Origin of the sequence: Skermanella aerolata KACC 11604 (assembly GCF_000936425.1) — a bacterium.
Taxonomy (GTDB): Bacteria; Pseudomonadota; Alphaproteobacteria; order Azospirillales; family Azospirillaceae; genus Skermanella; species Skermanella aerolata.
Window position 1 is genome coordinate 37,815 of the sequence record NZ_AVFK01000021.1, and the last position, 21,531, is coordinate 59,345.

22 protein-coding genes and 1 pseudogene are annotated in these 21,531 nt (G+C 63.4%); 18 read left to right on the forward strand and 5 right to left on the reverse strand.

The genetic code is table 11. From position 1 onward, the window contains the following. Positions 1-2 precede the first annotated feature (2 nt). From N826_RS40400 to N826_RS22755, 3 genes are read left to right on the forward strand one after another with little or no spacing between them, the layout of a single operon-like run. Complete coding sequence (locus tag N826_RS40400) at positions 3-812, forward strand: DUF2249 domain-containing protein (protein WP_052831848.1); 810 nt, start codon at positions 3-5, stop codon at positions 810-812. Continuing rightward, a complete protein-coding gene (locus tag N826_RS22750) occupies positions 809-2,089 on the forward strand; it encodes a hypothetical protein (RefSeq protein WP_044432580.1) in 1,281 nt (426 codons plus the stop codon). Before N826_RS40400 ends, N826_RS22750 begins: the two co-directional genes overlap by 4 nt. Next, complete coding sequence (locus N826_RS22755) at positions 2,086-2,403, forward strand: metal-sulfur cluster assembly factor (protein WP_044432581.1); 318 nt, start codon at positions 2,086-2,088, stop codon at positions 2,401-2,403. The genes N826_RS22750 and N826_RS22755 overlap by 4 nt, the downstream gene beginning before the upstream one ends. 498 nt (positions 2,404-2,901) lie before the next feature. Here N826_RS22755 and N826_RS22760 read toward each other — a convergent pair whose 3' ends face one another. Beyond that, entirely contained in the window at positions 2,902-3,102 is a 201-nt protein-coding gene (locus tag N826_RS22760) for a helix-turn-helix domain-containing protein (RefSeq protein ID WP_044432685.1), read from the reverse strand. A gap of 138 nt (positions 3,103-3,240) precedes the next feature. Between N826_RS22760 and N826_RS22765 the strand changes: the two genes are divergently transcribed. The 11 genes from N826_RS22765 to N826_RS45775 all read left to right on the forward strand — a co-directional run bounded on the left by N826_RS22765 (position 3,241) and on the right by N826_RS45775 (position 14,436). After that, positions 3,241-3,735: a hypothetical protein gene (locus N826_RS22765; RefSeq protein ID WP_044432582.1), complete on the forward strand. Its 495-nt coding sequence runs from the start codon at positions 3,241-3,243 to the stop codon at positions 3,733-3,735. A 180-nt stretch (positions 3,736-3,915) separates the two neighbouring features. After that, the gene (locus tag N826_RS22770) at positions 3,916-4,572 is read left to right on the forward strand and encodes a TetR family transcriptional regulator C-terminal domain-containing protein (RefSeq protein ID WP_044432584.1); all 657 of its coding nucleotides are present in this window, start codon (positions 3,916-3,918) and stop codon (positions 4,570-4,572) included. Positions 4,573-4,751: 179 nt separating this feature from the next. After that, positions 4,752-5,603, forward strand: coding sequence for an FAD binding domain-containing protein (locus N826_RS22775; RefSeq protein ID WP_044432585.1), 852 nt, complete (start codon positions 4,752-4,754; stop codon positions 5,601-5,603). A gap of 14 nt (positions 5,604-5,617) precedes the next feature. Continuing rightward, positions 5,618-6,094 carry a (2Fe-2S)-binding protein gene (locus N826_RS22780; protein WP_044432587.1) on the forward strand — a complete coding sequence of 159 codons (477 nt, stop codon included), beginning with the start codon at positions 5,618-5,620 and terminating at the stop codon, positions 6,092-6,094. A 3-nt stretch (positions 6,095-6,097) separates the two neighbouring features. Further along, complete coding sequence (locus tag N826_RS22785) at positions 6,098-8,434, forward strand: xanthine dehydrogenase family protein molybdopterin-binding subunit (RefSeq protein WP_044432589.1); 2,337 nt, start codon at positions 6,098-6,100, stop codon at positions 8,432-8,434. Then, the gene (locus N826_RS22790) at positions 8,431-9,822 is read left to right on the forward strand and encodes an amidohydrolase family protein (RefSeq protein WP_044432591.1); all 1,392 of its coding nucleotides are present in this window, start codon (positions 8,431-8,433) and stop codon (positions 9,820-9,822) included. The genes N826_RS22785 and N826_RS22790 overlap by 4 nt, the downstream gene beginning before the upstream one ends. A 294-nt stretch (positions 9,823-10,116) precedes the next feature. Further along, positions 10,117-10,386, forward strand: coding sequence for a hypothetical protein (locus tag N826_RS22795; protein WP_044432593.1), 270 nt, complete (start codon positions 10,117-10,119; stop codon positions 10,384-10,386). Positions 10,387-10,556: 170 nt separating this feature from the next. Further along, the gene (locus N826_RS22800; protein ID WP_044432594.1) at positions 10,557-10,850 is read left to right on the forward strand and encodes a hypothetical protein; all 294 of its coding nucleotides are present in this window, start codon (positions 10,557-10,559) and stop codon (positions 10,848-10,850) included. Positions 10,851-11,290: 440 nt separating this feature from the next. Then, positions 11,291-11,767, forward strand: coding sequence for a cupin domain-containing protein (locus N826_RS41870; protein ID WP_244619545.1), 477 nt, complete (start codon positions 11,291-11,293; stop codon positions 11,765-11,767). Between the two features lie 798 nt (positions 11,768-12,565). Beyond that, on the forward strand, positions 12,566-13,795 hold the full coding sequence (locus tag N826_RS22805; protein WP_044432595.1) for a sensor histidine kinase: 1,230 nt from the start codon (positions 12,566-12,568) through the stop codon (positions 13,793-13,795). A 506-nt stretch (positions 13,796-14,301) separates the two neighbouring features. Next, positions 14,302-14,436, forward strand: coding sequence for a hypothetical protein (locus N826_RS45775; protein ID WP_280178459.1), 135 nt, complete (start codon positions 14,302-14,304; stop codon positions 14,434-14,436). A gap of 140 nt (positions 14,437-14,576) precedes the next feature. Here the strand turns inward: N826_RS45775 and N826_RS22810 are convergent, their stop codons facing one another. From N826_RS22810 to N826_RS22820, 3 genes are all read right to left on the reverse strand, one after another. Beyond that, positions 14,577-15,173 (reverse strand): esterase/lipase family protein, encoded by a 597-nt coding sequence (locus tag N826_RS22810; protein ID WP_044432597.1) that lies wholly within the window; start codon positions 15,171-15,173, stop codon positions 14,577-14,579. Positions 15,174-15,396: 223 nt separating this feature from the next. Beyond that, positions 15,397-15,618 carry a hypothetical protein gene (locus N826_RS22815; RefSeq protein WP_147040523.1) on the reverse strand — a complete coding sequence of 74 codons (222 nt, stop codon included), beginning with the start codon at positions 15,616-15,618 and terminating at the stop codon, positions 15,397-15,399. A 105-nt stretch (positions 15,619-15,723) separates the two neighbouring features. Then, the gene (locus N826_RS22820; RefSeq protein ID WP_044432599.1) at positions 15,724-15,987 is read right to left on the reverse strand and encodes a hypothetical protein; all 264 of its coding nucleotides are present in this window, start codon (positions 15,985-15,987) and stop codon (positions 15,724-15,726) included. A gap of 713 nt (positions 15,988-16,700) precedes the next feature. On the opposite strand from N826_RS22820, the gene N826_RS22825 reads away from it, so the two are divergent. From N826_RS22825 to N826_RS40405, 4 genes and pseudogenes are all read left to right on the forward strand, one after another. Next, on the forward strand, positions 16,701-16,994 hold the full coding sequence (locus N826_RS22825; RefSeq protein ID WP_044432601.1) for a hypothetical protein: 294 nt from the start codon (positions 16,701-16,703) through the stop codon (positions 16,992-16,994). Between the two features lie 155 nt (positions 16,995-17,149). Next, positions 17,150-17,338: pseudogene (locus N826_RS22830) on the forward strand (IS3 family transposase); the annotation flags it as partial. Between the two features lie 154 nt (positions 17,339-17,492). Beyond that, positions 17,493-17,849 (forward strand): response regulator, encoded by a 357-nt coding sequence (locus N826_RS22835; protein WP_052831852.1) that lies wholly within the window; start codon positions 17,493-17,495, stop codon positions 17,847-17,849. A 386-nt stretch (positions 17,850-18,235) separates the two neighbouring features. Further along, the gene (locus N826_RS40405) at positions 18,236-21,067 is read left to right on the forward strand and encodes a PAS domain S-box protein (RefSeq protein WP_147040526.1); all 2,832 of its coding nucleotides are present in this window, start codon (positions 18,236-18,238) and stop codon (positions 21,065-21,067) included. A gap of 267 nt (positions 21,068-21,334) precedes the next feature. On the opposite strand, the gene N826_RS44860 is transcribed toward N826_RS40405, so the two are convergent. Continuing rightward, positions 21,335-21,517, reverse strand: a complete 183-nt coding sequence (locus N826_RS44860; protein WP_052831856.1) for a hypothetical protein — start codon at positions 21,515-21,517, stop codon at positions 21,335-21,337. Positions 21,518-21,531 lie beyond the last annotated feature (14 nt).

Below are 21,531 nucleotides of genomic sequence, written 5' to 3' on the forward strand. Positions count from 1 at the left end.
TGATGAGCTTGACGCCACACACCCTAGTCACCGACACCCTGCTGGTTGACGTAATCGCCGGAGACGCCGAGGCGATCCACCGGCTGATAGCGCTCAATCCGGTCTTCGCCGTGCTGCTGGACCCCGATCACAGGAACGCCATGGTCGGCCAGATCCGCCTGGGCGAAGCGGCGCGTGTCGCCGAAGTTCCCTTCGACAGCCTGTGCGCCGTTCTGAAAGGCAAGCCAGTCGAGACCGCTGGCAACCAACCGGTCGTGCCGGCAGCCGCCACGCCGAGCGACTGGTTCGAGCAGGCCGAAAGCCAATCGGCGCCACACCTCGATGTCCGTCCGTTGCTGGCATCGGGTCAGGACCCGTTCGCGCAGGTCATGTCCGCATCGGCCAAGGTGCCGTCCGGCGGCTTCCTGGTGGTGGATGCACCGTTCGATCCCGCCCCGCTGCGCCGGGTGCTGGCCGGCAAAGGGTTCACCTCGCTCGGTCGTCAGATGGGACCGGGACATTGGCGCATCTGCTGGCGCCGCGAAGAACCGGCGCCGGTAGAGGTCGAGGAATCCCCCATGCCAGCCCGAGGTCCCGAACCCTGGAAAGCCGATGACGGCACCCATATCGACGTGCGCGGCCTGCAACCGCCCGAACCGATGACCCGCGTGCTCGACCTGATCGACCAGGGTGGCTTCGACAATCTGGTGCTGCATCACGACCGCGAACCCGTCCTTCTCTATCCCATGCTGGCGGAGCGTGGCTGGTCGTGCCTGTCGGCTGAGAACTTGGAAGGCGAAGTCCGCATCAGGCTGGCGCGGGAATCGTCATGATCTCCCCCGGCGGCGGCCGGCTGCTGCCCGCCTCGATCCCCTTCCGGTTCCTGGCGGCGGCTCTGGTATTTCATCTGATCGGCTGGACCGCGCTGGCGGCCGGAGCCCCGCTGCTTGCCGCTACCGTCGGCGGCCTCGGTCTGCCGCTCGCCGGTCTTCACCTGATGACGCTGGGCGTGTTGACGGTCACGGCCATGGGCGCCGGCTTCCAACTGCTGCCGGTGGCGATCCAGGCTGACCTGCCCGCCGTCTGGCCCTGCCGTCTCGCCAGTTGGCTGCTGCTGCCGGGCGTCGCGGTGCTGAACTGGGGCATGATGACGGCCGATCTGGTGGAACTGGCCCTCGGCGGCAGCGCCGTGGCGCTGGCCCTGGTCATTTTCGCCGTAACCGTCGGTCTGGCGCTCCGGCGTACTGACCGGTCCAAGCCGCAGGTCCGCCTGATCGTCCGCCACCTCTGGGCGGCGCTGGCCTGTCTGGTGACCTTGGCTGTCCTCGGGCTGGCCCTGCTCGGCGACTTCGCGCATGGTTATCTCGACGATCACCGCACCGTTGCCGCTATCCATCTGGTGGTTGCCTGCTACGGCTTCCTGGGACTGCTGGCTGCCGGTTTCGTTCAGGTACTGGTACCCATGTTCGCCCTGGTGGCGCCCCAGGCCGAGCGTCCCGCCACCATCGTCCTTGCGACCGCAATCGCGGCGCTTATTGCAGCCGCAGCGGGTGCCTTCGTTCCGGCCGCCGTGATCGGGCTGGGAACCGCGTGCCTGCACGTCCATGGCATGGTGGGTCTGATGCGCAGGCGGAATCGCCGCAATCTCGGAACCTCGTTCCTGCTGGTTCGTCTGTCCTGGGTCATGCTCCCCGTCAGTCTGGCCGTGGGATTGCTTCTGGCGCTTGACCTGCTACCGTCCTGGGGACCGCCCCTGTTCGCGCTGACTGCCATCGGCGGCTGGCTGCTGAGCCTCGTCCTGGGAATGCTCCAGCGCATCCTGCCGTTCCTGGCCGCGATCCACGCCGCCAGGGCAGCCCAGCGCATTCCCAAGGTGTCGGAACTGAGCACCGGCCCGATCCTCAGGATACAGACGTCCGCCCATGTCATGGCGCTGGTGACGGTCGGAACCGGCATGGTGCTGGATATCGACTGGCTGATCCGTGTCGGTGCCCTTACCGGGGCGGCAGGCGCCGCCGCCTTCATTATCTACGCTATCGACCTTTATCTGCGGATCGAGAACCTGCCGCGTGCCCGCTCCGCCGCCATCATGAGAAAGACCGGTTCATGACACCGAACACTCCGGAAGCCGCTGCTTGGGACGCTCTGACTCAAGTCATCGATCCCGAAACCGAACTCAGCATCGTCAATATGGGTCTGGTCTACGACATCGACGGAACACCTGACGGCCTGCTGGTCCGACTTACGCTGACGCATCCAAGCTGCCCGATGGGCGAATTGATCGTCCAGCAAGCCGAAAAGGCTCTCGCCGCCATCTCAACTCCCGCCTGCTCCGCCCGGATCGAGCTGACCTTCGACCCACCCTGGACCCCCGACCTGATCACCCCTGAAGGGCGTCGTCAGCTGGACAGGGCAGGTGACTGAGCATATTGCAGCAGCTGGCAAAAGGAAGCACATTGCCGTGGTCACCAGTGGACATTTCAATCACAATTAATGATTACAAACTCAATGCTGAAATGCTCAGAGGATTGATGTAGTACAATCGGAATAAGCCAGGGAACGAGGAGGCCAGGAGACTATTTCCTCCCGACCCGAATCCTGCTCCGACACCCTTTCCCCTATGTGATGCATGCCCCTGCGTTTGCTGCTATTCGAGGGCGTCTTGGTACGCTGGGTTCAGCAGGGGAACCCCGAGAAAGTGAAACGAAGCAAAGGTATCGCTTACTGGTAAATGCATTATCACTTTAGGCTTGGTTTTGCATTGCAGGCATATGAGGTCTGGCAGGTTCCCTTGGGGGTTCTAATTACCTGTATACAGACTGCTCAAGGGTATTCACCCTTCGGGCGACCGGCTTTCCGCCGCCGCCTGAAGGCGCCGGTCCCCAGCCAGAATCTCTGATGAACTGCAAGGTGTTCAGCTGGTCAGGCCGTGGTTCGGAGCAGTTCGATCCAGGCTTCGAGATCGGTATGGGTGATCAGGGCACGCCGGCCGACCTTGACGACCTTGAGCCGGCCGGCCTTGCGCTCCTGATACAGCTGCGAGCCTGATATTCCAGTAAGGGCAACGGCTTCGGCGAAGGTGTAGCCGAGCTTGCGGGATGACAATCCAAATTCCTGGAGCATTTCAATCTCCTTCGCGGAGTCAGGCGACATTCACCAGTGCATCATATTTCCTTTGGCATTACAATGCAATTCTTCTGACGGCGGGAGGCAGATGGTGTAGGCTACTTTTCCGGGGAGAACGGGACGGGGGAACAGCTGGTGAAGCCGGAGGGGAGAACCAAGACCCAGGCGCTGACGGTGCGCCTGAGTGACCGCACGCGCTTCACGCTCGAGGCGCTGATGCGGGCGACGGGCTTGAGCATGACCGGCGTGCTCGAGCGCGCGGTCGAGGATCTGGCGCGCCGGACCCATGCGCCCGTGGCGAAGGACGATCCAGAGACGAGCTGGTCGGACTACTGGCACGTCGATGACGGCATCCGCACGATCCGCATCCTGTCCCATCCCGGCCAGCGCTATCCAACGCGCGAGGAGGAGGACCTGCTCGATTTCCTGCGACGCCACTGGGAGTTCTTTGCCGACGATCCGGACCTGCGGCAGCCGCGGCCCGAGCCGGTCGGCGTGCTGTGGCCGAACATATCGGAGCATGTTGCCCACTGGCGGCAGACCAAGGCGAGCCAGCCCTATGCCGCCGGCCTCGAGATGCATGACCGTCTGGCGGCAGCGGGCATCGACCCGCCGAAATGGCCGAGGTGAGTGGATGCCCTGCCGCCGATTGCCACCGGTGCTGAAGCACCATTCCGATATACCCGGTCCCGACCGATCCCGGCGTGGTCGGTCCGTCCGCGGGAAGCCTGTACAAGGCGGAGCTTGCCGGACCAATGGCGAGAGACCGGGTAAGGGCTCTTGGGCACGCAGTGGGAAGGGATTGCCGTCATGAGTCAGGCGGCAGCCGCCGCCGCGAAGGCCCGCCTGCGCGAAGCGAGCGAGACGCGGATCCTCGATGCGGCGGCCACGGTCTTCGCGCGTCTCGGCCTGTCGGGTGCGACCATGGCTGGGATCGCCAGGGAAGCGGACATGCCGACTGCCACCATCCACTACTACTTCGGCACCAAGCACCGCCTGTACGAGGCTGTTCTTGCCCACACCCTGCGCCTGTGGGTGCGGGAGATCGAGACGATCAAGCCGGAGGACGAGCCGAGGACAGCGATTGCCGCCTACATCGCGGCCAAGATGCGCTTCTCGCACCTTCATCCCGAAGCTTCCCGGATCTTCGCCGGCGAGATGCTGGCCGGCGGCGGCAATGTCCGGGAGTTTCTAGCGGGAGAACTGAGGCTTCTGATCGAGCGCAAGGCGGCAGTGCTGGAGACGTGGGTCAGGCAGGGCCGGATCCGTCCGGTCGCGCCCGAGCACCTGTTCTTCCTGATCTGGGGCGCTACCGAATTCTACGCCAACTTCGCGCCGGAAGTGCGAGCGGTGACCGGTCTGGCCGAAGATGAGCCGATTGACTTCGAGTCCGCCGCCCGCAGCATCGCCGACATCGTGCTCAATGGCTGCCTCGCTTTGAAACCGGGCGACAGCAGCGGGACATGACATGCCTGATTTCTGACCATCGATGCTCACCGCTGCCCACGCCGCAGGCATGCCGAACGCCGAGTGCCTCAGGCACCCCATAAGCCATCCACGGTCGCGACTGGCGCGGAATTTGCTGGATCCTGATTAAACCGTCAGGATCGCAAAACCGCGCGTCCGAGCCATGGGGAGGAGGGGTCATGAAGCCTGCGCCTTTCGATTACGAGAGCCCAGCAACCCTGGACGAGGCCCTGGCGCTGCTAGACCGCCCCGGCGCCTGTCCGCTGGCCGGCGGCCAGAGCCTGATCCCCAGCCTGTCGACGCGGCGGATGCGGCCGGACCTGCTGGTCGATCTCCGGCGCATCCCGAACCTGCGCGGCATCGACGCCGATGCCCATAGCTTGCGGATCGGTCCGCTGGTGACCTTCGCCGAAGCCGCGGCCTCGTCGGAACTGCGCAGCGCCTGTCCCCTGGTGGTCGAAGCGATCCGCCATGTCGGATCGCCGGCCATCCGCAACCGGGGCACGCTGGCCGGCAATCTGGTCTGGGCCGATCCGGCGAGCGAGCTGCCCCTCGTGGCGGTCGCTCTACGGGCTGTTCTCACCCTGCGACACCGGGACGGCGTGCGGGAGGTCGAGGCGGCGGATTTCTTCCTCGGCGCCTTCGAAACCGCGATCCGGCCCGGCGAGATCGTGATCTCGATCCGTATTCCCAAAGGCGCAACCGGGGCTCGCGCCGGCTTCGCCGAGGTCTCACTCCGCCGCAACGCGCCGGCGCTTGCCGCCGTCGCCGTGCAGATCGAGGCGGCGGACGGCAGGGTCCGCGCCGCCCGCATCGCCGCCGGCAGCCTCCAGCCGACGCCGATGCGTCTCGCTTCGGTCGAGGCCGCCCTGGAGGCGGCGGAGCCGGGCACGGACCTGCCGGCGCTGGGCGCTCTCGCCGCCGGGCAGACCATCGCCGGCCTCGCGGGGCAGTCCACTGCCGGTTACGCCGGAACGGTCCTGCCGGCGCTGGTCGGGCGGGCGATCGCATCCACTCTCGCCGCACTGTGACGGAGAAGCCGATCATGAGCAGGGATACCAGGGAAATCACGGTCACCGTCAACGGCGCGCCGAAGCGCCTGACCGTGCCGGTCAGGCTGCTGCTGTCCGACCTCCTGCGCGACGTCCTCGGCCTCACCGGCACCCATGTCGGGTGCGGCCAGGGGCCGTGCGGAAGCTGCACCGTGCTGGCCGACGGCGGGACGGTGCGCTCCTGCCTGATGCTGGCGGTCCAGGCCGACGGCATGGAGATCGAGACGATCGAGGGGGTTGCCGCCGGGGACGGCGCTCTGCACCGCATCCAGGAGGCGTTCCGCGAGCACCACGCCCTTCAGTGCGGCTTCTGCACGCCCGGCATCGTCATGGCGACGGTCGGCCTGCTGCGCCGGTCGCCGCACCCGAGCGCTGATGAGCGAGCGGAGCTGATGGAGGGGCATCTCTGCCGCTGCACCGGCTACCGGAACATCGACGCCGCACTCGCGGCCCTTGCCGGGGAGGGCTGAGCCATGGCCGTCGGATTGGTCGGTACCCCCGTTCGCCGCCTCGAGGACCACCGCCTGCTGACGGGCAAGGCGTGCTACGTCGCGGACATCGTCCTGCCGCACATGCTGCACATGGCCGTGGTCCGCTCGACCCGCGCCCATGCCGAGATCATGGACATCCGCACTGCCGCAGCACTCGCCGCCCCCGGCGTCAGGCTGATCCTGACCGGCGAGGACGTGCGGGACCTGGGGCCGCTGCCCTGCATCGACCTGTTTCCCGACAGCAAGCCCGCACTCCACCGGGTCTTGGCGCTGGACAAGGTGCGCTATGTCGGCGAGCCCGTGGCGGTGGTGATCGCCGACGACGTCTACGCCGCCGAGGACGCGGCGGAACTGGTCGAGATCTACTACCGCGACCTGCCCGTCGTGCTCGATCTCGAAGAGGCGGCATCGGACGCGCCGCCGGCCCTGCTGTATCCGGAGTTCGGCACCAACGTCGCCAATATATGCCGGCAGGAGGTCGGCGACCCGGACGCCGCCTTCGCCGGGGCTGCCCATGTCTTCGAGGAGACCTTCCGCATCCACCGCTACGCCGCGGCACCGATGGAAACCCGGGGCGTCGTCGCCGACCCGACCGCCCAGGGCGGACGCATCACGCTCCACACCTCGACCCAGTTTCCGCACCTCGTCCGGGCCTTCCTCGGCGGCGTGCTCGGCATCCCGGAGTCGGAGATCCGCGTCGTCGCCCCCGATGTCGGCGGCGGGTTCGGGGCCAAGTGCGAGTTCTATCCGGAGGAGGTCGTCTCGGTCGTCGCAGCCCGGCGGCTCGGCCGGCCGGTCAGGTGGATCGAGGGACGCCAGGAGCATTTCGTCGCCACCACCCATGCCCGCGAACAGGTCCACGCGATGCGCGCCGCGGTCGATGCCGACGGCGTGGTCACCGCGGTGACGCTGAAGTCCCTGACCAGCAACGGCGCCGCCATGTTCACGCTGGCGACCACGCCGGCCTCTATCTCCTCGGCGATGCTGCGCGGTCCCTACCGGATCCCCAACTACCGGGCGGAGTCGCTGTCGGTCCTGACCAGCAAGACGCCGCTGGCGGTCTATCGCGGCGCCGGACATCCGCAGGCGGTCCTCTGCATGGAGCTGATGATGGACCGGATCGCCCGCGACCTCGGGATCGATCGGATCGACCTGCGCCGGCGCAACATGCTGACCAAGCAGGAACTGCCGTCGGATCGCGGCACCGCCATCGTGCTGGCGGGCAAGGTGGTCTACGACAGCGGCGATTATCCCGGCTGCCTGGACCGCGTGCTGGAGCTTGCCGGCTGGGATGACAGGCTGCGGCGGCAGGCCGAGGCGCGTGCGCAGGGCCGGATCGTCGGGCTCGGCGTGGCCTGCTTCGTCGAGGAGACCGCGATCGGACCCTACGAGACCGGTCATGTCAGGGTCGATGGGTCCGGCAAGGTCACGGTGCTGACCGGCGCCTCGCCGCACGGGCAGGGCACGGCGACCGCCATAGCCCAGCTGGTGGCCGAGGAACTGCAGATACCGTTCACCGACGTCACGGTGCGGCACGGTGACACCGACGTGGTTGCCGACGGCGTCGGCACCTTCGCCAGCCGCGGCGGCGCCATCGCCGGAGCTGCCGCCCGGCTGGCGGCGCACAAGGTCCGGGAAAAGGCGGTTCTGATCGCGTCGGAACTGCTCGAGGCGGCAGCCGTCGACATCGAGTGGGTGGACGGTCGCGCCGCTATCGTCGGCGTGCCGGGCCGCAGCGTCACCCTGGCGGAGATCGCCCGGCGGGCGACCGCCTGGAACAGCCTGCCGACCGGCTTGTCGTCCTTCAACCTGGACGAGGTGGCGCACCATCAGGTTCCCGGCATCTCGTTTGCCAACGCCGCCCACGTCGCCGAGGTCGAGATCGACCGCGACACCGGCACGGTCCGGGTTCTCGACTACGCGGTGGTCCATGACAGCGGCCGCATCATCAACCCGATGATCGTCGAGGGGCAGGTCCACGGCGGCATCGCCCAGGGGTTGGGCGGACTGCTGATGGAAGAAATCGCCTACGACGCGGCCGGCCGGCCGCTGGTCTCCGGTTTCCAGGACTACTTCCTGCCGACATCCGCCGAGATGCCGGAGATCCGTACCGGCTTCATGGAGAGCCCGACGCCGCTCAACCCCTACGGCATGAAAGGGGCGGGGGAGGGCGGCACGACTGGCGCCGTCGGCGCCATCGCGGGCGCGGTCGCCGACGCGCTGGTCCCGCTCGGCGTCCGGGTCGCGGGCGACGGGCCGTTCACCCCGCCGGCGGTCATGGCGCTGCTGGCTGCGGCCAGGAAAGGAGCGGGGGCATGAGCTTCATCCTGGCGGATGCCTGGGTCGTGACGATGGACCGACACCGTCGGGTGCTCGACCGGGGCGCCGTGCTGGTCAACGGCGACCGCATCGCCGGGGTCGGCGATGCGGCCGATCTGCTGCGTGACAACCCCGATGCGGAACTGATCGACTGTTCCGGCTCCATCATCATCCCCGGCATGGTGAATACCCACACGCACCTGTTCCAGACCCTGCTGAAGGGACTGGGCGACGACATGGTGCTGAAGAAGTGGTTCACCTGCATGACGGGGCCGGCCGCAGCCTCCCTGACCCGCGAGGACGTCCATGCCGGCGCGCTGCACGGTTGCGTCGAATCGATCCGCTCGGGCGTCACGACCCTGGTCGACTTCATGTACGTCCACCCGCAGCCGGGTCTGACGGAGGCCGTGTTCGATGCCTTCGAGGAGACCGGCCTGCGCGGGTTCGTCTGCCGCGGCTTCATGACGGCCGGCGCCGATCTCGGCGTTCCGGAAGGGCTGATCGAGGATATCGGCGACGCCCTGGCCGACGTGGCCGCCCTGGCGCGGAGCCGGCACCGGCCGGACGGGCGGGTGCGCCTCGGTGTTGCGCCCTGCATGATCTGGACGCTCGACGAGGACAGCCTGCGGCTGACCCGCGAACTTGCGACGCGCGAGGGGCTGCTCCTGACGACCCATGTCGCGGAGACGGAGTTCGAGATCGGGCATGCTCTACGGCACTATGCCCGCACCGATACCCGGTTCCTCGGTGATATCGGCTTCCTCGGCCCGGACGTGCTGGCGGTCCACTGCGTCAACTGCGGGAGCGACGATATCGAGGTCCTGAAGAGCCACGACGTCAAGGTGTCGCACAATCCGTGCAGCAACCTCTATCTCGCCTCCGGCATCCCGCCGATCCCGGAGATGCTGGCGGCCGGGCTGACCGTAGCGCTGGGAGCGGACGGCCCCGCCAGCAGCAACAACCACAACCTGTTCCAGGCGATGAAGTTCGCCGCCCTGATCCAGAAGGGTGTCCACCGCGACGCTACGATCATGACGGCGGAGAAAGTGCTGGAGATGGCGACCATCGACGGCGCGCGCGCGGTCGGGCTGGAGGCGGAGATCGGCTCAATCGAAGTCGGCAAGAAAGCCGACCTCGTGGTGGTCGGCGCCACGGACCCGTGGATGACGCCGCTGCACAATCCGGTATCGGCGCTCGTCTACTCGGCGCTCGGCCACGAGGCGCAAACTGTAGTGATCGACGGCCGGATCGTAATGCGCGACCAGGTAGTGACCACCGTCGATGCCCGCGTGGTGCGGCAGCGGGCGCAGGCCGCCGCGGACAGTCTTGCCGGTCGTGCCGGCATCGCGCACCTGAAAGCCCGGTCCTGGCCGTCGGCGGGGTTCTGAGTGCAGTCCGCGACCGGCCTGGCATGATCCAGGTTTTGAAAGCACCGAAGGTCAATCCGGAACTTATCGCTCTTAAGGCAAGCACCGGCTAATCCAACTGTTTTAGGTTGTTTGTAGACTCTTCATTGCAGTTTTTTAAGTCGAGCCGCCCGCTGCATGTCGGAGGCGGCTTCATTGAAAAACAAAACCAAGTCGCCGGGTTGTCGGGGGCCAGTGTTTTCACGTGGGTTGTCCATGAGGACGTTGCCTGTCGGTGCATGGGGTCGTTGAGGCTTACGGTACGGAAGGGCGGTCATGTCTGAGATCCTGGACACCCAGTTCAGCGAACTTGAATACCAACGCCTGGATCTCTTCGCCTGTCGCACACTGCTGGACTGTGTTCTGCATGTATATTTTTCAAAGCTGCATGTCGCCACCGAGATCACCACACTGATGACCCTGTATGAGGATGCCGTGTCCTTCCATGAGCTTGGCGGTGCCGATGACGTGAGATCCGCGGCGGCGCGGGAATATCTGATCGAATTCGGGCATCAATTGATCCTGGATGCCGCTGTGCCGTTGTGACGATGCCCATCTCGGTCAATCCCGATACATCGGCACCCCCCTGTCGGTCGAAGCCGAGGAATGCTGCCACGCGATGTTGCAGGAACTGGCGATGGCAGTATGGCTCAAACCCGTCGGCCCCAGGTTGAGTTGGGACGGCTCAATTCGGTCGCGGGCTGAGCAGGACCGGCGTGCTCGAGCGCGCGGTCGAGCATCCGGCGCGCCGCACCCATGCGCCTGCGACAACAGATGGCCATGAGACGAGCGGGTCGGACGACTGGCAGGTCGATGACGGTATCCGCACGATCCGCATCCTGGCTCACCCCGGCCAGCGCTACCCATCGGTCGGTGTGCTGTGGCCGAACATGGCGGAGCCTGTCGCCCACTGGCGGCGGACCAAGGGGAGCCAGCCATATGCCGCCGGCCTCGAGATGCAGGGCCGTCTGGCGGCTGCGGGCATAGACCCGCCGAAATGGCCGAGGTAAGCGGGAGCATGGGTGACTTTAGCGCCGACTGCCGGGCGACGTGCCGGCATGAAGCCTGGTACCTGTCCCTTGGCATCGTTCCGCCACGACCGGCGGGGCTACTTTCCGGTGAGGTTGAACCGCGCATCGGCCGCGCCGAGGTCTCTACCCATCGGCAAATCCTTTCGATGCCATCACCGGAAATCTACCCGCGTGACGGCGCTCGAGTAGGTGCCTTCGTCGCTGGTTTACTGTGAATCCCCTGAATGCATCAGTGCACCAGCGGATGCCAATCGGGGAGAGATTCAGGTCAATCACTTTCCCATTGCCGGGATTTGAGAAATTCGCAAAGCTTGCCGGAGGTCGCGGGAGCATCGCTGCTGCCTTGGCAGATATGATGCTTGGCGCACCTGTAAGAATGAAACAAAATTACGGCAAACAACTATATCGGAGGAAATGTCGTGCGCAGGTTCATCTATTCCAGCATTGCCGTTTTTGCTGTCGTGCAAGGTGTTGCAGCCGCAGAACAGCACGGCTCGATGCTGATGCTGCCAAACGGGGACTCGGTCAAATGGCAACCCGGTCCCGCTGACCTACCGAAAGGATCGCAAATTGCAGTTCTTGCCGGGGATCCAGGTCAGCCTGGACCGTTCGTGCTTCGTGTGAAGTTTCCGCCCAACACCTTGGTCGCCCCTCATCGACATGCAACAGCCGAGAACCTGACCGTGCTGACTGGGCAGTTCTATCATGCCATGGGTGAAAAGGTGGACAAATCAAGCGGCGAACAGATGAAGCCAGGCGGCTTCGTTTACCTGCCGGGCCAAATGCCGCATTATGTATGGACAACTGATACTGAGTCAGTTGTGCAGGTAACTGGAACAGGTCCATTTGGTTTGATCTACGTCAATCCAAGCGACAATCCCGGGAAGACAAATTGAGAGTTGTAGACCAGACAAAGAGCCTTTGTGGCTACAGCGCCGCGCGTTGAATTGGAAGCATCTACACCGAAGTGTCTGCGCTGCGGGGCGACATTACACCGCGAAGCGATCCAGATTAGGCGCAATCCGCCGTAGACCGCCTTAGCAAGGGGGTGGATCACCCCCTTGCTCCTGTCTGCTCCATACTGCCGCTGCACAGCCAGATCCGATAGCTCAGGCGCCTTTGGATCATCATTCCGCTCTCGCCGCGTCCATCGCTTCATCCATAACCTGCCGCAATTTCAGCACTTCCGCTTCATGACCAGGCCGAGCACGGTGCCGGCTTATCAACACTTAGGCGATGGCTGTTTCCAATAACCGCGTCATCTCGGGTCCAGCTTCGCGCCGGATGCGGCAGACTTCCGGGATTCATCGGCCGGGATTGCGGCTGATCCTCAGGCAGCATTATCAGCCTCGTGAATGGTTAAAAGGACCCAGTATCAAGCAGATCGCGCATTGCAATTGCATTCGCACCACTGAAGGGACATTAACGCCGAGCTGGGGATTTCCCGTTTTCTTGGCAAGACGCTCTGCCTGAAGTCGTGAGGCAGCTTCGTACGTCAGGACTGGGCAGTATTCCGCAGTCGGCAGGCACAAAAACGACGCGCGTGGGTTTTCAGTACAGGTTGCCGAAACATCCTGTTCCGATTCTTCGTCGTTGGTGCCGGTTTTTCAAACCCCCACCAATCGCCGCCAGGGTTGCCGGCTATCGATGAACTGAGCCAGTTCTTGTATTCAATCACTTCGCGGAAGAGCGACATGCCGATTGACAAGCTACCCCGGAATCAGCCGGGTCAGGCCTCAGCGGAGAAAGATGTTCGAAACATCGAGATCAAGCGGGGTCTGTTCGTGGAGGCGGTCGAGGCAACCCGCATGCCGATGGCGGTCAGCGATCCCACCGTGACCGGTAATCCGATCATCTACGTCAACGCTGCCTTTCTGGAACTCTGCGGTTATGAGCGCGACGAGGTGCTGGGTCAGAATTATCTTTTTCTGGTCAGCGAACGTGCGGACGCCGATGTCGCCAGGCGCATCGATGCCGCCATGGCCGCTCACCGCCAGATCAACGAGGACATTCTGTTGCAGGTCAAGAACGGCCGCAGGGTCTGGGTTTCGATGTTCGTCAGTCCGATCGTCGAGGACGACCAGGTAGTCCAGCACTTCACGTCGTTTCTCGACATCACAGACCGGGTCGCTCGCGAGGAGGAGCGGAAGAAGGCCAATGAGACTTTGGACCGGCGCCTCACCACCCGGACGCGACGTCTCAAGCAGGTCAACACCCGGCTGGAGGAGGAAGTCGAACGACGGCGGCGTACCGAAGCGCTGCTCCGCGATGCGCTGGAACAGGGTCAGGAAAATCTGCGCTTTCGCGATTTTCTGATCCGCGAGGTGAATCATCGGACCAAGAATGCCTTGCAAATGGCTGCTTCGCTGCTTGGAGTTCAGGCCAGTCGCGCTGACAACCTGATCTGCCGCGACATGCTCGAAGCCTCCAGGGGGCGCCTACAGCGGATTGGCGAGGTTCATGCCCTGTTGACCTACCGGGACGATGCTCCGGACACCGTCGACTTCGCAGTCTACCTGCGCCGGCTCTGCCGGGAAATGGCTGAAAGCATCCTGACGCCTGGGCAAGTTGATATCGAGGTGAAGGCCAGCGACGAGGCGATCTGGGGACCTGATCTTGTTGTGCCGCTGGGGCTGATCGTGGGCGAAGCGGTGACCAACGCGATGAAGCACGCATTTCCCGAAGGGCGTTCCGGAACAATCCGTGTTGAACTGCTCGCACAGGACCTTGCGTCCATGATCCTGCGGATCGAGGATGATGGTGTCGGTATCCCGCCTGACCGCCGGAAAGGTTCTCTCGGGCTTCAGTTGATCGAAATGTTCGCGCGCCAGATCAATGGAAAGGCAGCGTTGGAGGGGAGGCGAGGCGGTGATGGAACCATCGTTGTGGTAAATTTCCCTGTCATGAACCACGGAAGACACTGAAGGCCAAGGCTTCCGACATCGAATGTTTCCATCCCGCTGAGAAAGCGGCGCCTGCCGCCACGGACTTGTTCAAGCCGATAGCCGGTCGGCCTGAACAAAGGCATCGTTGGCGAAGGTGATCGGATTATCGGGCTGATGCGGATTGGCTGGAACAGTCGGCTTAAGGGGCTTGAACCTTTGCGCCAACCGACCGAACCGGCAGGCGGGGTCGAGCCTCCGTCACGCTGCGGATTATGGGTGTGTTTTCACGAGATGCCATGTTGTTTACGCCAAGTTGCTGCTGATGTTCAGCAACATGCCGTGACCGAAGTTGGGCCGCCAAATACTGCTACATAGTACAATCGTGCGGCTGCGCCGTGAATGAATTTTTGTCTCTCAGTCATCCGCTCGGGCGTCGGCTGCCGCCATTTCTGGTTGGCTGGGTGAAATACTTGAGACGCACGCTGCTGCTGGCTGTTCTGTTCACGACGTCCGGGAATGGCCCGGACTTGAAACGCGAGTGAATCATGACCGAGAACAGCAATCAGCAGGAACCAGGCAAGCCCGGCCGCCCGGAAAAGGAAGCAGAAAAGAAGGATGGCGCCAAGGAAGCACAGAACCAGCAGGGTCACCAGCGCGAGCCGGGGTATGACGAAGCCTGATCGGCGGTATCAGGAATAGGAGAGGCTCGCCACGGCGCGCGGGAGACCGATGTTCCCGATGACATTGATTTTCTATCCGGGTATCGGAGAGACCTGTCAAAATGGGCGTCCCCTGTTTGCGTGCCTGGCGATCAACTTGGCTAATCGGCCGCTTCAAACAGGAACTGCTGGGCCAGAGCGATGACGGGATCAGCCAGCAGGACCTCGAAATGGTTGTATTCGACTGTATGGTACTCCGGTCCGGCCAGACGAGTTTGCGATGAGACGGTGACGACGCCGTCGTTGGCCTCGTGCATCAGCGGGCTGCCGCCGCTGGTCGAGACGATGGAGCGGACCGGAGCGCTGATCCGGCTGGCGAGAACGCCCCGGATCGTTAACCCCTGGGGATTGATGTCAGCGAAAACCGGCGTCTTAAAGTACACCAGGGTCAGCAGACTGGCCATCTGGCTGCCTCCGAATGGCGTCGACATCGTGAACACCCGCTCGATCGGTTCACCGTCCGCCGCCAGGCGGAGAGCCACGAGACCACCCAGCGAATGGGCGACGATACTGTAGGGCTCGCCGCCGAAGTTGTCCGCCGCAGTCGCTTTGAGGTGACGGACAACACCCTCGACTGAGGTGGTCAGGCAATCATAGTCGGCAAAAACCGCCCGATGATCCGGCAGGTGCTCGATCAGATGGCGGAAGGTGGTCGGTGACGCATAGGCGCCGTGGATGTACAGGATGTTCTGGGTCATTCATTCATTCTTCAATTGAGTACGGATCAAGTTCCGCGCTGCGACACATTGGCGTAAGGGGGCGACTGCGCAGGTCGAAGCGTGCCTGCGGCAAATTCCTTGAGGCAGCCGCCGGGTCGGGCGTCAGCGTTCTCGCGCACCGGTTGGGGTTGGAGACCTCCGACAGGCCGGCTGGGACCGCCGAAGGATCATCCGGGTGGACGCCGCGCCCTGAGCGGCTGCATCATGAACCGGCTGTACTCTGGAGGTTCAAGGCATAAACCAGGAAACCGAGGATCATCCAGGCGGACACAGAAGCGGTCCTGGTGAGAAGTCCAAGCTTGACGGCGGTGCCGTCGGCCGCCTGCCATTCTGCTTGCTCCGGGCAAGCGGCGAGCCGGGAGTGATCGACCCGTCCGGAGAATACCGGCTGGATCAGGTCCCGTGATCGAATAGATGTCGTCATTGTCCGCTCCATTTAACGATGGGCGGCGCTTCGCTCCCTTCCATGACAGTCCGGATCTTCCGGGCCTGAAAATGGACATTGTCTTCAATCGCGCAGGAGCTTTCCTCAACCGTCGGTTATGCGGCTTCGAAGTTCCGCCGGAATGCCGGTTGGGCCCGTCTCTCTGCGCTGCGTCATGTCGACAAGCTTCGAGCCTGTGGGAATGACCTGCGCAATGCCGAGATCGAAGCGGTCGTGTGGGGTCATCAATGCGAGTTGGGCCTGTGCACACCGCTCTTCAAGCCGGATGGCGAGGCTGTCAATCAGGCGGTGCCAGAGCGCCTTTACAGACATGCTCGGGATCAGGCTGTTGGAAATCGTATCAGGCATCGTGCCGTTTCAATCTTATGTGGACGGCGCCTCACTCCCATGCTGCCACTTCGGCCTTAGCCGTCATGGTTATTGTGCACTGCAACATGCAGCGATGAAATTAGTTGCAATATCAACAAAAAGATCGAGGACACGCATGGCAGTCATACCGGATCCGCTGGCATCAGGAGCTATTGCGGAATTCACGCAATGACGGTACGCGTCAGTTCAAGGCTGCGGCTGAAGGGCATCATTGCTGCCGACCAGCAGGATTAAAGCGGCGCCCGTGAAACTTGAATCGATGGTGCGCCCGGTACTCGGGTGTATTTAACCATGTATCGATGTGGATCATGGCCCAGAGGTATTCGTCTGCTCAATCCGATCGACGTGGCCTTTGCCAGGAAGGCTCGTCTGCGACCTATCGGCGTCCGCACCATCGAGGAACTCTGAAAAGCCGTCGGGTCGATCTGTGACCTCAGCACTCATCACGAGTGCTGGAACGATCTTAGACACGCCGGATGGGCGCCAAATTGGAGGCTCAAATCTCTCAAGAATCCAGCGATAAAAATCATCACATATTTACCGGCTGGAACAATATTCGGCGTCAATCGATTACGTCGTGTCGGTGTAGCGTCAAAGCTACCCTTCGGACTAGGCAGGCATCAGATCAAGCGCGAAGGACTATCCCGCCACCAAGATCATGAGCATATGATCTTTATTTAGGATGAAAGCCGATGGATGATGTTTTTGGATTCTTGAACTCACACCTGAAGGACCAAGGCGCATCATCGGATATTGGATCCCAGGCGGATGATCTTGAGTCCTTAGCCCATATCTTGCGCAAGGTTGCCGCTGGTGTCGCCAATGGTGAGGGTGAGCCGCCGTTGCGAGGGTTGTTGATAACGCTGGGTAGGCTTGGAGATGCGGATACGCGGCTGCGCCAAACCATCGCTGTGATAGCAAACCTGATCGAGATGGAAGACGCCACTCCAGGTGAAGGCGACGAGCTGCTGTTCCCCTTACATTGACAGCGATGTAGGTTGTGAACCGGCGGTAGTCCAGCACGCTCTAATGTCCATGACCTGTAGGCTGCGGCGTTGCCCTCACAGCCCACTCGCCATCCCGCGCGGTGAATCGTATCGAGTTTACCGAAGGCCCCGTTTCTTGAGAGACTGGGTTCGTCATGACGAAACGGGCATCACCCAAACTTGCCCCTGAAGCCCGCGAACGCGCGGTGCGGATGGTGCTCGATCACGAAGGAGGAGACGACTCGCAGTGGACGGCTGTCAGCTCAATAGCGACCGAGATCGGCCGCACGGCGACGACGCTGCGGGGCTGGATCCAGCAGGCCGCGCGCGATCAGGGCAAGCGCATCTACAGACCGATCATGGAGTGTCCAACGGCCGCGATGGGGAAGATCTCATATTCAATGTGCGTATCGGTAAATTAGTACTCCGAATATCCACATGACATTCTTGATATGAAAATCAACGATATATATTATGTAAATCCGCTGTGGAGCTATTATGCGCATTTTGATTGTAGAAGACGAGATGATTGTTGCTTGGGATATCCAAAGCACACTTGAAAATGCCGGACACATAGTTGTAGGTATTGCAATGAGCTTTTCCGAGGCGAGCAGGATGATCGAAGATTCTTGTCCGGAACTTGCCCTTGTCAATATCAATCTCAAGGAAGGAAAAGGAGCTGGTATCGATTTTGCCCGTGATCTTTTAGACCATTGCGCGGTGCCATCGCTGTTCGTTTCGGGACAAATCAAAGAAGCTCGGGAGAATAAGGATGTCGCGCACCGGCTGATCAATGGGGAAGACCCTGAACCCGTGCCGCCAGGACTGGAGTTGTTCCGTAATACAGACAACTGATACGGTTTTTTTTCAAGCAACTAAATTTATCTTAAGATTAGGATTTTCAAATCCTTCGGTCGAGCCGGCGCAACATCTTCTCCGCATGGGCTAATCGCTGTTCAGCTTTCTCCGCCCGATCTTGTGCCCGAAGGATAGCTTCTTCCATGGCCATGATAAGCCGCATTGATCGCTCGATGATCAGCCGAATGTCTGGAGGAGAGGAAAGCCATTGCCGTTCGAGTTCGGCAAGACGGTCCCGGAAGTAGCGGCTCTGTCTGCTGGGCATATTGCTGCAACGGGCGAGATTTTCGGAAGTTGCTGACTTGCTGTTGGGGCATAGGTCTACGCATATCCGGACTTTCTATACCCGTTCCACTTATCGGTTTTCCGAGGTTTCGGCCAAGTTGTTGCTGATAATCGGTGCCGCCCTGGTGCCGATCAGCGCGCTCCAGGCCTGGTCGACTTTCGAGCTCGAGCGCCAGCAGGTCAGCGCGACCGAGAGCGATGCCCTGCGCTTGCTGGCCCTGATCGAGGACCAGCAGGCAGCTACGATCGCCGGCGTTCGGCAGGTCCTGGCCGTCCTGCGCCAGACAAAAGTGATCGTCGAGCGTGATTGGCCGGGATGCCAGGATCTGCTTAGCCGTACGAGAGACGAGCTTCCGGATTATCTCAGCGTCTACGTCACCGATGATCGCGGCATCAACGTCTGCGCCGCGGAGCCGCGTGCCGTTGGTCTCGACTCGTCCCGGCGCGAGCATATCGCCGCGGCACTGGCCGGCAAGCCGTTCGCGACCGGATCGCGGATCATCACGCGGGCGAGCGGCAAATCGGCTCTCCCGCTGGCGCTGCCGATTCGTGACGGCACCACCGGCGCGGTGACCGGTACCGTCGCGGCCCTGCTCGACACCGGCTCGCTCGACACGGCGCTGGCCGCCAAACCGCTCCCCTCCGGGGCGACCCTGACCGTGGCCGATCGTACCGGCACGATCATTGCCCGGACTCCGGACAGGACGGGGCTGCTTGGCACCCGGCTGCCCGACAGCTTCGAGATGCTGGCATTCCAGCGCAGCACCGGCGTGCGGCGGATGGTGGATCTGGATGGGGCGACACGGCTGATCGCGTTTTCCCCGCCCGATGCCGGTGCCACCGAGCTGTTCATCGCTCTGGGCCTCGATCAGACCAGTGCCGCGGCAGCCTTGCGGGACACCCGGTCCCACGCCATGGTCCTGCTTGTCACCGTCGCCGCGGGCACGGCGCTCAGTGTGCTCTGGATGGGGCACCTCTATGTCCGCATCCCCGCCGCCAGCCTGTCGGACAGCGCGAGGCGCTGGCGTGCCGGCGAGCTCGGCGCTCGTGCCGAAGTTCGGAGCAGTGCGGTCGAGTTCGCCCGGCTGGCCGCAGACTTCAACGCCATGGCCGACGCCCTGGACCTGCGCGAGCGTGCCCTGCGCTCGACATCCGAGCAGCACAGGGCGGTGTTTGAGACAGCCGTCGACGCCATCGTCGTGATCGACGAGACCGGAATCATTCAGTCGCTCAACCCGGCGACGGAGAAAACCTTCGGCTATGCCGCCGGCGAACTCCTCGGCAGCAATGTCCGCATCCTGATGGGAGCCGAGCACAGGGCCTTCCACAACGCCTATATAAGGAACTACCTGGAGACCGGGGTCCGGCGGATCATCGGCATCGGCCGAACGGTGGAGGGACGCCGCAACGACGGTACCCTGTTCCCGCTGGAACTCTCGATCGCCGAGTGGCGCGACCAGTCGGGTCGGCGCTTCTTCACCGGCATCATGCGCGACATCTCGGCCAGGGTCGCCGCCGAACGGCAGGCGGAGGACGAGCGCTCCCGCCTGCGTCGGATCGTCGACGGCGCCCCGTTTCCCGTCATGGTCCATGCCGAGACCGGCGAGATCCTCCACATCAGCGGCACCTGGCTCGACCTCACCGGCTATGCTCGCGACGAGCTGGTGCGGGTTGCGGACTGGGCGGAGCGGGCTTATGGCAGGGATGTGTCAAAGCATGCGGCCGTGCTGTCCGACATCGAACGGCTGTACCAGCTCGACCGCGCTCTGGACGAGGGCGAGCACGTCGTCCGCACCGCGTCCGGCGTCCGGCGCACCTGGGCTTTCCGCTCGGCGCCGGTTGGCCGGGATGCCGCCGGCCGACGGCTGGTAGTTACCATGGCGGCCGACGTGACCGAGCGGCGCGACGGCGAGGAGCGGGTCAGGCTGCTGATGCGCGAGGTCGATCATCGGGCCAAGAACGCCCTGATGGTGGTGCAGTCGATTGTCCAGATGTCCCGCTCGGAGGATCCGGCCGAGTTCAGCCGGGCGGTCGAGGGGCGCATCCAGGCCATGGCCCGGGCGCACTCGCTCCTCGCCACCTCGGGGTGGTCGGGCACCGACCTTCACCGCCTGCTGCTTGAGGAGCTGCTGGTTTATACTGGCGAGGAGCGGATCAGCCTGTCCGGGCCGCCGGTGTCGATCCGGCCGGAAGCGACCCAGGCGGTGTCGCTGTCGCTTCACGAGCTGGCAACCAACGCGGTCAAGCACGGTGCCCTGTCGAGCGCTGCCGGTCAGGTCGAGGTGATCTGGTCGCCGCCCGAAGTCGGCGGCACGCTGTGCCTGTGGTGGCAGGAGAGCGACGGTCCGGCGGTGCCGGGCGAGCCGGAGCATAGCGGCTTCGGCACGGTGCTGCTGCGCCAGGTGATCGAGGGCCAACTCGGCGGCACGATCGATATGCACTGGGACGATCCGGGGCTGGCCTGCCTGATCAGCCTGCCCGACGATACCTGGCAGGCCAGCGGCGTATCCGAGACAGCAGCGCTTCGGCCGTCCTCCGCACAGCCGGTGCCGCCCTCCGAAAGGACGGAGGCGTCCGGTCAGCGCGTACTTGTGGTCGAGGATGAGGCGCTGACCGCGCTGGCGCTTCAGAGCCTGCTGGAGAGCGCTGGCTATGCCGTGCTGGGACCGGTCGGCCGGGTCGAGGATGCGCTCGACCTGCTCCGTTCCGGCCCACCCGACGCTGCCGTGCTGGACGTCAACCTGTTCGGCGCCACGGTCGATCCGGTCGCGTTCGCCCTCGAGGCCATGGGCGTGCCGTTCCTGTTCTGCACCGGCTACCAGGGCGGCGGCACCGCGGGCGCGCACCATTCGAAAGCTCCCATGCTGGGAAAACCGGTCAACGCCAACACTCTGCTGGCAGCCGTCGACGACCTGATTGTAAGGGCATGAGGATTTTTGGTCTCTACTACTAAAATACTTCATCGAATGGTCGCACCATGCTGGCCACCGACGCGGATACCTCACGATCATCTGTGACATCCGGTCAAAGCCGTATGCCGCTGGCCTAGAGATGCGGGACTGTCTAGCGGCCGCGGGCATAGACCCGCCGAAATGGCCGAGGTGAGCGGCGTCGGCTAATCCGGCTCATTGCCGGGGAACATCGGTGTCCGGGAGCCGCACCCGGCCGGCAACACCAACGTCCCCGCGTTCAGTGTCCTACAGGATGTCAGCGGTCGGTGTTTCAGCCAAAGCGAATTCCATGGAGGCCTCGGCGTGGATGCGTGTCGTGTCAAAGACAGGCAGGTCGGTATTCCCGGCGCCGATCAGCATCGTAATCTCGGTGCAGCCGAGGATGACGTCCTCGGTCCCGGCCCGGCGCAGGCGCTCGATTTGATCCAAAAGTAGGACACCTT